Below are 11,273 nucleotides of genomic sequence, written 5' to 3'. Positions count from 1 at the left end.
GCAAACCGGTCGAAGGAAGAATGCTAGACGAGGAGCGATGGTGATGATTGACGATGCGGTCGCTTCGGATTTGCGACCGCTCTTGCGAGGGCCGTCACGACGTATTTTCTGTGTCTTGGTGCTTCTCCTTGTCCTCGTGGGCTCCAGTGCTGCTGGCGCCTGGCTTTGGGCTGACCTCTGGGAATTTGTCGGGACGCCGGAAACTCACCAAGTCGCTTCAATCATGAGGTCGTCACTGGATGACAGAGCTTCCCTATCCGAGATCAAGTGGGCACAGCTGAAGGCTAGCGATGAAATCGCAGAACTGAACCGCAGGATCGATGCCGCGCGGGAGGACCTCAAGGGGATCTTAGATCAGATCAGCATGCTGACTTCGCGGATCGAGGCGCTGCGGAATTCAATGCCTGTCGCTTCTACGCCCTCCGTTTCGGCCCCGCCGTCCGCCCAGGCTGCTTCGAGCCGGGCCAAGAAACGGCTCGGGCAGTCCACACCACAAGGACCTGTTTCCGTTGGAGGGGCGCCAGTGATCGCAGCACCAAAGGCAAGCGCGCCTTGACGTCGAAAGGCCGCGTTTCGTTCCGCGCCAGCTATAGCGCAGTCAATCGGACCGACTCGCCCGCTTTGATCAAGCCGAAATCAAGCCATGCGAGCACATAGGGGTTCTGAGCGCATTCGATCGGCCGCGTGGCAACGTAAATCTTCGATCATCCGCCCGTTGCTTGACGCAAAAATTCCGTATGTCGTCGGCAGTGACGTGCGGGCGGACGCGCTGCTTATGGCGAGAAGCGACTGGTCGAGATCGCGAGGGCGCTCGCCTTGCGTCCGAAGGTCCTGCTGCTCGACGAGGCTTCGCCCGCCACTGAGCTCCGACAAACTCGAGGAGATCTGCGCTAATGTTTTTTCGCGCATCTGGAAGGACGTCGCGCCGGGCAAACACTACACGGCGTCGAATCTACGGGAAGGGCAGCGAACTGGACGCGGCCGTTCAGTGCAAAGGCAAGCGCGATTGGCCACCAACCAACGGACCATTTCCGAATTGACGCGGAAAGTCGGGACGTCAATTTAATCCCCCCTTAGTACCCACCTTTGCAATCACGGCAGAGAATGCCGTCCATATAACGGATCACGTCAACGCCAATTCGCCAAGCATGCCGAACAAGGGCCCTTCCGTGTAACCGTCTTCGGATGGAAAGAGCTGGCCTTCCGTCTCAATGGCTACCCTGACCGCTCGACAAGCACTTCAACATTTATACGCTTCGTCAGATGAAGCGTAGTTGCCCGGCGAGATCGTTACGCAGGACCTCGCAGAGTTGCGTAGCACCAATCTTGTCAGCGCTTCCAGCCCAACGTAGGTCGCGACTAGTCAGTCCGATCCACTGGACAATCGGCTGACCGAGGTGCTCCTCCGAGCGCTCCTTCGCGATGCGCATATCCGTGGCCTGCTAATAGGGGGCGCGGTCGAGGTAAGCATCGAACGCGGCAGCAACAGCGCGAATGACAAAACGGTGCTCTGGTTTGACTCGGACGAAACCCTCTTCGATGTCCAGTATCCCGTCTTCGACAAGCATTTCCAGACGGTCAGCTGAATCGAGAAAGGGCATCGGCGCGAATCCGTGGGCGGCGCAGATTGCCGGCACGTCGGCCTGCAAGTCGCACATCAGCCGCTCGATGATTGCGGCCCGAAGGCGATCTTCGGCGGTGAGGCAGTGGCCCTTTGAGGTTGCCAGATGGCCAGCACTAATCCGTCGGGTATAGGAACTGGTTGCCGTCTCGTTCTGCACGTAACCATCGCGCAGACGGCCGATGGCTGACGGACCAAAGCCGATCACTGTGTTACACGTATCAGCCGAATAGCCCAGCGAGTTGCGGCGCAGCCGGCCGGTTTGCTGCGTGTGCGCGAGTTCGTCGTCCGGGAGAGCGAAATGGTCGAGCCCGATTTGGCGATATCCGGCGGAGACCAGCGTATCTGCCATGGCTGCAGCTTGCTCGGCGCGCGCAACATTGTCGGGCAACGCCGCCTCGTCGATCTGGCGCTGACGTTTCATGTAGGAGGGAACATGGGCATAGCCGAACACCGCAAGGCGGTCGGGCCGCATGGTCAAAGCCGTCTGCGCTGAGTTCACGCAGGATTGCACGGTCTGATGCGGCAATCCGAAGAGCAGGTCGAAATTGATACGGCTTATTCCATGCTGGCGAAGGCGTTCGACGACAGAAGCGACCTGCGCTTCGCTTTGGAGACGGTTGACCGCCCTTTGAACTACGGGATCGAAGCTTTGTACGCCGATGCTCGCGCGGCTGACGCCCGCTACTCCCAAGGTTTCCGCCATCTCGGCCGTGAACGCGCGGGGGTCGATCTCGACGGCGAGCGCGGTCGATTTGCTGAACGCGAAGCAGCGGCGCAAAAGCTCCATCAGAGCCAAGAAATCGGCCGGTGAGATGGTAGTCGGCGTGCCGCCGCCAAAATGCAGGTCGCTCACTGGAAGACCGTGAGGCGTTTGCTCTGTGACCAGACGAATTTCCTCACGTACCGTCAGCAGGTAATTGCGAATCGGCCGCTCGCTGTGAGTGAGGCTTGTTGGGAAGCCGCAATACCAGCAGATCGACCGGCAGAACGGAACGTGAAGGTAGAGCGATACGGATTCGTCTGGCGGCAGCCGCCGCAACCACGCCTCACAGGTCGTGGCGCCGACCGCAGCAGAGAAATCCGGTACCGTTGGGTAGATGGTGTACCAGGGCAGGCGAGCATCGCAATATTTGTTCAGGAGTGAGGTCTGCAACGCTTACCTTTCCGCGCTGATACGCTATCAGGCTGATGGATATCCTCTGCTCTGTCTTTGCGTTAAGTCAAAAAACACTGCCCTGATCCTGAAGCTCGAGACCCTTCTTCGATGTAGCTGCCAGGACAGCCTGCGAACTGGGAGCGGTGAGAAAGTCAGGCGCCAGCCATCATTTGCACCCGGTAAGAGAACAAATGGCTCACATGAGCTCGGCCGCCCGGGCTCGATCCGCCCAATCATTGTGCGCGGGAACAATCATTCATCGGAGCGCACATTGCGTCTGCATTCTCCAACGCAGGGGCTTTTGCGACAAAGACAGGATCCAAGGCGTCGCCGGCGGCGAACCAGTCGGCCTCAGCCTTTCAAGGTGTTTTCGGTGGAAAAGCTGATGTGGATGCCTCAGGCGTTCGATCGAGTCAGGAAATCACGCTAAATCCGATTGGTAGTCGGCGCCACACTGGGCCGGCAGCACAGGGCCAATCGGCCAGGAGGGCTCATGAACCTGAAAGCACCCGCGGCGGGCGCCGCGCATCAGCCTATTCTCCATTGCCCGAACTGCAATCATGAGATTCACCTCACCGAATCTCTTGCTGCTCCCCTGATCGAGGAAACTCGCCGACGTTTTCAGCGACAATTGGCGGACAAGGACGCCGAGGTCGCCCGCAAGGCCGAGGCCTTGCGCCATGAGCAGGAGCAACTGGCGAGACAACGCGAACAGATCGAGGATCAGGTGGCCGCGCGCCTGGCGGCCGAGCGCACCGTACTCGTCGCCATGGAAGCGAAGAAGGCTCGGCAGGCCGCGGCGGCCGAGCTGCTGGCAAAAGCTGCCGAAGTGGCCGAGCTTCGTCAAAGCCTGGAGGCCAACAATGCCAAACTTGCTGAGGCGCAGCAGGCGCAGGCCGAACTGATCCGCAGGCAACGTACCCTTGACGAAGAGAAACGTGAACTCGATCTGACCATCGAAAAGCGCGTGCAAGCCTCAATCGCGGATATCCGGGCCAAAGCCAGGCAGGAAGCGGACGAAGCCGCCCGCTTTCGAGTGCTCGAGAAGGATCAAACGATCGAATCCATGGCGCGGACGATCGAAGAGTTGAAGCGCAAGGCTGAGCAGGGCTCGCAGCAATCCCAGGGCGAAGTGCTTGAGCTCGAGCTCGAAGAGCTGCTTCGCAGCCGTTTTCCCACTGATACAATCGAGCCGATCGGCAAGGGAGAGCTGGGTGCGGACGTCGTCCAGCAGGTCAACGGTTCAATCGGTCATCCTGCGGGCCTCATCCTTTGGGAATCCAAGCGTACGAAGGCATGGAGCGACGGCTGGCTCGGGAAACTGCGCGACGACCAAAGGCGGTGTGGCGCAGATGTGGCCCTCATCGTTTCACAGGCGCTGCCGAAGCACGTCGAATTTTTCGATCTGATCGACGGAATATGGGTTGCTCATCCCCGCTGTGCTGTTGCGGTCGCGATCGCGCTCCGTCAGGGGCTGATTGATTTGAGCAGTTCGCGCCTGGTGCAGCAAGGCCAGCAAACCAAAATGGAGCAGGTGTACCGGTATCTGACCGGCACCAGGTTTCGCCAGCGGGTAGAAGCTGTCGTTGAAAAATTCAACGACATGCGAGAAGATCTCGACAAGGAGCGCAAGTTCATGGGCCGACAATGGGCCAAGCGCGAGACGCAGATCCTCTCTGTCATCGAATCTACCGTTGGCATGGTCGGTGACCTTCAGGCGATCGCCGGCAAGGCGATGCCGGAAATCCAGAGCCTCGATGCACCGCTGCTGGAATGCTCGGCCCAATCGGAGCGCAAAGCGTCATAATCAAAAGCGACGCGCAGTTGAGCCTCTTTCGGCTTCGATTTCATACACCCTGTGCGAACTGACAGGTTGGCATGCTACCGTTCGGCTCGCGCCTTGCACTTCCCCCTCGCGCAATAGCCCCTTTGCCGCAAGCTTGCACGTAATGGTGAGAAAGCGCCGGCGGGTCTCGGCGTTGATGTTGTTTTTCTTACGGTAGAAGGGCTCATCGAGGAGCGATAGTCGGCGCTTCTATTGAAGCTCCACAATCTGCACGCATTGTTGTCAGTCGCGCCTTTTCAAACCTGCGCAGACGGGATTTGAGCCCATTTGCATTCAGCGGCTTGGGCGATAAACGCTTCGGAAGCGATGTCGTGTTCCGATTTGCGTTCCGGGCTGCCTAGGTTGTGCAGGATAAAATGGTATAGGCGAACGAGGGTAGGGATAGTATTTAGCGTGGCGCCTCCGGATGCAACGAGCGGAATGCTCTTCAAGCTGGGATTGTCAGACAAGGAGTCTCGGTTGATGAAACGCAGGGTGCGAGATCGTACAACGTGACGCAACGTGAGTTTCAATAGCCATTGAACCGGCGTGAAAAACATTTTTGCATTCCTCGTCATAAGGATCGATCAGCCTCAATTCCGCCACGCCGCTTGTCTCATTGCGCCAAGCATCGTCACGGATGTACTGATGATGCTGGGGCTGCCCCGGCGCACTTCCAACCCCGGCAGGTGCGTCGGGGCGCTTTAATTCGGCCACGCCATTGTGAGCGCTGCGAGTTCAACAATTCCCAAACAGGCCGCAGGCTGTGCCGGAATCGCAACGCGCGGGTATTGTCAGCTTCTGCACTCCCTGGCATGTCCAAGTCAGACGATACGCGTCTGTTCTGCTTCAGAGGCTCGGATCGTTCGTTTTGGAATCTTTGCGACTGTTGTCATGAGCCTCGGTGGTGCTCGATGACCGCAACGACAGCTGCAGCAAAAGCAGATCCAACGGCATTTAGGTGCGAACCAACTGCACGCCGGCAATGAGCAGAACCGCCACGAGGATGAACCTAATAGCTGCCTGGCTCAGCCATTTCAGGCCGATAACCGTTCCTGCGACGGCTCCTCCCAGTGCAGCGATTGCGTAAATGGCCGAATCCGAACACGGAAGCTGGCCTGTGAAAAGAACTCCGACGAAGCCCACTGTGGAGTTCGCTAGGATGAACGGAGGCGACAGCAGGGTGACTTGCCTGGCTGACGTCCAGTTCAGTGTCATGAGCGCGGGCGCCAGGAATACTCCGCCGCCCACGCCGGTCAGACCAGAAACCAACCCGATGACCGCCCCAATGCTTACGCTTCCCCAGAGCGGAGTTTCGCAAGCGCGATGGGCAACGCTCCCGCGCCGAACAATCATCACAGCGCTCGCCAAAAGGAGGACAAGACCGGTCAACGTCCTGTAAACGTGCTCCCCGAGCACCAGCAAGCTGCCGGCAAGTGCTGCCGGCATTGATGACAATAGAAGCGGCCGGAGCGCTATCCAGTCGATGACTTTGTTGCGGTTTAAGAACCACGTGGAATAACTCGCGACAACAATGTTGAGGCCAAGCGCCGTCGGGCGCATCTCTGTAGAAGGCAAGCCGTAAAACGCCATGAGGGCTAGGAACGCGGTTCCACCCGCCTGACCAACCATTGCATAGAGCAGCGAGATAATCGCGAAGAACAGAGAAAGCATACTTCATCTACCCTGCGAAAAGTTCTTCGCCTGCCTTGCACCTAGCTCCATGGAGTTCGAATTTGTCTTTCCACGAGGGAAGAAGTCCAAGCGAGCGCTTAATCGGAGGCCGCGCGCCGCACCTGGCACCGGCTAAGGTTGCTAGACGATTGCCATTTGTGGGTCGGCTTCTTCAATTGCCAGCCTTGGTACTTGACCAGGATGTGAAAGTGGTACGCCAGCGCCTGGCTGTTTGAAAGGCGCTTTGGGGGGGGCGCCGCGCCGAGCGGCACTCTTTCCAGGCCGCGGGAGCGTTGCGCAAGTGGCGCTGTCGCGTTTCCTCCAGATGTCGCCATTGCTCCAAGCGCGCGTGCGCCGAACCGGGCTCTTGTCTTGAATTTCTTGTTTCGAGGATTGATTCGGAGCGGTCCCCAGTTGGTACAACACTTGCTGATCCGCTGCTAGGTCCTCTCCCTTATGGAGATGCGCATGCAAGGCGTCCTCTGCAGCCGGCAGGACTCGTTTCGGCGCGTATCTCCCGTTGCGCGCCTGGCGCGCGGATCATCTGTGCCTTCAATTCAGGTGCGCTGGACCTCTTCAACGCGCCTGATCAGGCGCCGGGCCGTTATATCACGCGGTCACCTGCTGATGCGGCTCTGCCGCGTTGCTCGCAGACCGCATCCCCGACGCCGTCGAAGGACGGAGGATGAGCGAAGAATCCGCGACAGCAATTCGCAGGATGGCGAAGAAAAAATGACCTTCCTGTCGGCAGGAAGCAGAAGGCCGAGGTCGGAACTGCGAAGATCGAGCCCGGCACCGCCAAGTTGGCCAACGTGCTCCATCTCGCTTGAATCGCGAAGGTCAACGTTCAGGGTATCATCGCGCTCAACCTTGAGGCAAAGCCAGGCGTCTTTCGGGCAGGACAGTCGCTCCGTACCATTTAATCTGAGTAGAGCCGATCTTGTCATTCATGGCTGCTTTGGCCGCACTATTAAGGCAGCATCGAGGGCACAGACCATCAGACGAACGACAATGCGGTGATCGCCTGCTCGGCCAGCGCGTCATCGGCGAGCAGGACCGATCGGGCGGAATTTGACGGCGATTCGGTTGTGGCGTGCCGTCGGGTGTCCGACGAGGATAGCAGCTGGATCCCGGCGTTTGACGGAACAACTATCGCGCCGCAGCTGGCGGAAGGTGAAAAATTCGGGAATGGCGTCTGACGCAGCGCGCGCTCCAGACTTCACGAAGAGCAAACCTGAGAGTTCAGCTCATGGAATGGAATTTGGCTCGGCCTGAAACAAATGCAATCGAACGCAGCGATGGCGAGCCGGATCGGCGTGCCGAAGCGCCCATCGTAGATCTTTTTAGCTTCACCGAGTGCGCAAACAAGACGCATTCGCTGAGAGCGTTGTTCGATCTTCTTGTAAACCGTGCCACCGAGGAAGGATTCAGTGAAGTTGCTTACGGAGCCCTCAACTTCGTCGAGCCGCTTCGGTTGGCTGAGTATCCACCGCCGACTGTCGCTGTGAATTGGCCGCCGGCCTGGTGCGATCGATACTTCAAACGCAAGTACCACACCATCGATCCGGTGGTCCGGCGGACGCCGATGCATTCGCGCCCGTTTCTGTGGGACCAACTCGCTGACCATTATCAGCTTCAACCGGACGAGAGACGCGTATTGGATGAGGCTAGGGAGGCCGGGCTGAAGCATGGCATGAGCGTGCCTCTATTTGGCCCGTTGGGCCAAGTATCTGTGGTGTCCTTTGCATCTCCGTCCGACGATGCTGATCCTCAGAATCGCATCGGTCATCTCAATGCCCTGGCTTCGCTATTTCACAGCGCCTATGGCGAGATTGCTCGACCCTCTAGTGGCGGCTGCGGGAAACAAATTGCATTGTCGCAACGGGAGATCAGTTGCATGCGGTGGGTGGCAGAGGGGAAATCGTCCTGGGAAATTGGGAAGATCCTAAAAATTAGCGAAAATACGGTCAATTTTCATATCAAGAATGCAATGCGAAAGCTGGGTGCGACCAGCCGGATCCAGGCGACCGCTATAGCCATTCGTCTCAATATTCTTTGAGATCCCATCCTCACTGCCAGTGAAGTGCGATTGACGCCAAGCCCTGGCAAGGCTCATGTCATTCGAACAGTGCTTCGTTGAGACAGGCGACGTGAAACTCACGTTGCGTGAGGTTCTGGAGTTCGACGACGCATGTCAAGCCGACTGGTTTGGTGCCCTCCGGTGTGCCTGCGGTCTGCTCTGCCAGCCAGTGATCTAAGCCTAGACGAGCTCGAGCCGGTTCCGCTGGCTGGTTGCGAGGCGGTAGGGCAGCATTTCGAGAAAGAACCCCGACCGTTAGTCGGGGCTCTCGATTTAACGCTTGCGCGCGTGGGGTTCGCTATTTTGCAAACGCTGGGCCGAACTTGTAGTTGAGCCGTGCCGTGACAAGATCGATGTCCTGGTGAACGCGATCGAAGCCGCCGGCCGTGGGGAAGCTTACGTTGCTGCCCTGCATGAACAAGTGATTATACTCGAGGCCAGCCGACCAGTTCGGGGTCAGGCTGACTTCGGCGCCAGCGCCGAGCGCGCCACCCCAGCGAACATCGCTATTCCTGCCAATTTCGGTGCCAGTGGCCACTGAGCTGACGTGATAGGTGTTGCTGGTCACCGCCGCACCGCCCTTGGCGTAAAGCAGCACGGCATTGAACGCGTAGCCGACGTGGCTCGTGAGCAATCCAAATGCATCTGTCTTGGTGCCAATGGTGTCCGCTGGGAAGGCACTGCTGACATTGGAGCCGCTGAAGTCGGCCCAGTTTCCCTGGCCTTCGATGCCGTACACCGTTTTGAAGATCTGCCAGCGATAGCCGATCTGGCCGCCGACGGCGCCGCCGGTGGAATTATGGCAGCCCTCGGAAGTAACGCCGTTGAAATCCCAGCAATTGTGACTCGATCCCCAGCCGCCATTGAGACCGATATAGTAGCCGCTCCAGTCGTTGATCGGGGCTACGACCGGAAATGGGGGGGCCTTGATGTTGACAGGCTGCCCGGCGAGGTCAGCGCCGAATGCGGGAGCTGCAGCACCGAGTGCGATGCTTGCGGTCAGAATCAGCAAATTCTTCATTCCAGTGTCATTCCTTTTGATGCCCCCCGGCGCCGTGCGTCTTAACAACATGATTGCGAATTGCTGTAACTGAGCCACAACATTCCTTCGAAAGAAATGAGTCGAAACGCACGGTGCGTCAGGTTGTGAAACGCCCTAACTTGCGACGCCTCGGCGAAAATGCAGCGACATTGATAGGGCGCCTCGTGGCGCCTTTACCTGAAGGCGATGCGATCGTGATGGCACTGTGCGACGCAATGCTGCGAGCGCATTTGCTGAAGCACCGCCACAGCCAGGTTCCTGGCGATACCTCCGGCTGCGCGTCGTTCAGCGGATTTCGTCATGAGCCGCACAGATGAAGGTGTCCTTATCGGGATGAGAGTTGAATATATCTTGAGTCAGGACTCGTGTGGCGACTTAAGATTGTGGTAACGTCGGAAATGATCCATCAGAAGCATTGATCGATCGAAATTCGGCCATCCTGAAGATCCGGAGCGGTATCTGGCGCGCTGTAACTGCTCTTGCCGCGACAGGAAAGCCAATCGAGCTGGTGCGCCGCCAAGATCATCTGCCGCAGAATGTTGGTCACCGCGCCAGATGAAGCCCGCATCGAAATTGACGAGACGCATGCCAAGCTGCCAGATACGGTGCGCATTGTGTCACGTCGGGACAGCGCGTGCTTGTCGCGCCTTCGTTGCCGGTGTGCTCCCGTTTCTGTCCTACTGGTGTGGAGACCACGAGAGCTGCACAAGCAGGGCTCCCTGACGCAGTCGTCGGTGTAGAAGATGAGCAGGGAAAACTCAGATCGACCACGACCTGCCCCTTCGGGAGTTGACGATACCGTCCCGTTCCTGCCGATAACAAGGGTACCGGCCAGCTGGAGGGACGAACCTCTACTGTTTGCTCGGCGACGCCAGCTCCGCTCGTAAATTGCGTATCGCTTCGTTTGCCAGATGCAGGGTATTCCGTTCGCCGGTCCTGATCGAACACTCCAGTAATGCTCGCAAGCGGCGGTGAAGGAACGTCTTGAGATGATGCGCCAGAACTGGGTCCTTCTCGACAAAGCGCCACGCTTTTTCAAATGCGATGCTTACGATAGCCTCTGGCGTTTGCACCTGGCCGGATATGACCTGATCCATCTCAAAACTCCTCGACTCTGGCACAAGGTAAAAGTTTCGTCCGAAGCGTGCCGACGAGCTGCGGCCTGTCTTGAGCGGCAAGAAGTCGGAGCCACAGCCAAAATGTGTGTCGATCCTACAGCGACCTTTATAGTGCCGTTTGTTGAAGTCCGGATGACCGAATGTCGAAGTGCCAGCGTAAGTCGGACGATTCTGAATTGGCCGAAGAGACCCTGCGTTGACATTTGCCTCTTTGCGCCGCGCATCTTGTTGCCCGCCGTTCGCCCTTCGCCTTTCGCCGGGCCCACACTCCCAAGAGTCAGTCGAACTACAGCCGTCTTACGGTGCAGGCCATTCGCTAGCTTCCAAACTGTCAAGGCTAAGAAGTGTTTTGGGTGATGTCGTATGCGCTCTTTATGTCGCGTCCAGCTGTGTGGCTCGTTCTCGACAATCCGTTCGCGTGCTTCCCGACATGCGTCAACAGCCTAGCCGCATCCGCGGGTTCCTGCGCACGCCACCACTTTTGCGATACGATTCGGCTCCGGATGGGGCGCACCAAAGAAACGGGACAAGCTATCGCGACAATTGCGTTGATCTGCCAGGAGCTCGTTCTGGCGACGAAATATCAGGTGGCCCGCAACTTTAGAACAATGCGGCCACGATCAGGGAGCTAGCCCGTCTTATTCATCAGCGGCTTGTTGAGAGGCTGGCGAGCGTGGCGTAAGCCGCTGAGGTGGCGTAGGATTCGGTTGCTGACACCCACCCTCCGCGCATCCGGGCCGCCACACTCGCCATG

The 11,273-nt window shown here is 58.3% G+C and carries 7 protein-coding genes and 1 pseudogene; 3 read left to right on the top strand and 5 right to left on the bottom strand.

What is annotated here, in order from left to right; genetic code table 11:
- Positions 1 to 771: 771 nt before the first annotated feature.
- A pseudogene (locus tag AC066Y_RS38245) lies at positions 772 to 876 on the top strand (ATP-binding cassette domain-containing protein); the annotation flags it as partial.
- A gap of 566 nt (positions 877 to 1,442) precedes the next feature.
- On the opposite strand, the gene hemN reads toward AC066Y_RS38245, so the two are convergent.
- Positions 1,443 to 2,777 (bottom strand): oxygen-independent coproporphyrinogen III oxidase, encoded by a 1,335-nt coding sequence (gene hemN, locus AC066Y_RS38240; protein WP_478278371.1) that lies wholly within the window; start codon positions 2,775 to 2,777, stop codon positions 1,443 to 1,445.
- A gap of 496 nt (positions 2,778 to 3,273) precedes the next feature.
- Here hemN and AC066Y_RS38235 point away from each other — a divergent pair, with 496 nt between their 5' ends.
- The gene (locus tag AC066Y_RS38235) at positions 3,274 to 4,587 is read left to right on the top strand and encodes a DUF2130 domain-containing protein (protein WP_478278370.1); all 1,314 of its coding nucleotides are present in this window, start codon (positions 3,274 to 3,276) and stop codon (positions 4,585 to 4,587) included.
- 275 nt (positions 4,588 to 4,862) lie between these two features.
- Here AC066Y_RS38235 and AC066Y_RS38230 read toward each other — a convergent pair whose 3' ends face one another.
- Together AC066Y_RS38230 and AC066Y_RS38225 are read right to left on the bottom strand one after the other, a co-directional pair.
- Entirely contained in the window at positions 4,863 to 5,165 is a 303-nt protein-coding gene (locus AC066Y_RS38230; RefSeq protein WP_478278369.1) for a hypothetical protein, read from the bottom strand.
- A 397-nt stretch (positions 5,166 to 5,562) separates the two neighbouring features.
- Positions 5,563 to 6,279, bottom strand: coding sequence for a sulfite exporter TauE/SafE family protein (locus AC066Y_RS38225; RefSeq protein ID WP_478278368.1), 717 nt, complete (start codon positions 6,277 to 6,279; stop codon positions 5,563 to 5,565).
- Between the two features lie 1,249 nt (positions 6,280 to 7,528).
- On the opposite strand from AC066Y_RS38225, the gene AC066Y_RS38220 reads away from it, so the two are divergent.
- The gene (locus AC066Y_RS38220; protein WP_478278367.1) at positions 7,529 to 8,338 is read left to right on the top strand and encodes a helix-turn-helix transcriptional regulator; all 810 of its coding nucleotides are present in this window, start codon (positions 7,529 to 7,531) and stop codon (positions 8,336 to 8,338) included.
- Between the two features lie 319 nt (positions 8,339 to 8,657).
- Here the strand turns inward: AC066Y_RS38220 and AC066Y_RS38215 are convergent, their stop codons facing one another.
- Together AC066Y_RS38215 and AC066Y_RS38210 are read right to left on the bottom strand one after the other, a co-directional pair.
- A complete protein-coding gene (locus tag AC066Y_RS38215) occupies positions 8,658 to 9,380 on the bottom strand; it encodes an outer membrane protein (RefSeq protein WP_478278366.1) in 723 nt (240 codons plus the stop codon).
- A gap of 872 nt (positions 9,381 to 10,252) precedes the next feature.
- Complete coding sequence (locus AC066Y_RS38210) at positions 10,253 to 10,498, bottom strand: hypothetical protein (RefSeq protein WP_456724767.1); 246 nt, start codon at positions 10,496 to 10,498, stop codon at positions 10,253 to 10,255.
- Between the last annotated feature and the right edge of the window lie 775 nt (positions 10,499 to 11,273).

It is taken from the genome of Bradyrhizobium sp. USDA3010 (genome assembly GCF_056429065.1).
This window is presented reverse-complemented; position numbering and strand designations above follow the sequence as displayed.

Bases quoted from the DNA above. Each gene is read 5' to 3' on its own strand.
- AC066Y_RS38235 (WP_478278370.1), top strand. From the start codon at position 3,274: ATGAACCTGAAAGCACCCGCGGCGGGCGCCGCGCATCAGCCTATTCTC.
- AC066Y_RS38230 (WP_478278369.1), bottom strand. From the start codon at position 5,165: ATGTTTTTCACGCCGGTTCAATGGCTATTGAAACTCACGTTGCGTCAC.
- AC066Y_RS38225 (WP_478278368.1), bottom strand. From the start codon at position 6,279: ATGCTTTCTCTGTTCTTCGCGATTATCTCGCTGCTCTATGCAATGGTT.
- AC066Y_RS38220 (WP_478278367.1), top strand. From the start codon at position 7,529: ATGGAATGGAATTTGGCTCGGCCTGAAACAAATGCAATCGAACGCAGC.
- AC066Y_RS38215 (WP_478278366.1), bottom strand. From the start codon at position 9,380: ATGAAGAATTTGCTGATTCTGACCGCAAGCATCGCACTCGGTGCTGCA.
- AC066Y_RS38210 (WP_456724767.1), bottom strand. From the start codon at position 10,498: ATGGATCAGGTCATATCCGGCCAGGTGCAAACGCCAGAGGCTATCGTA.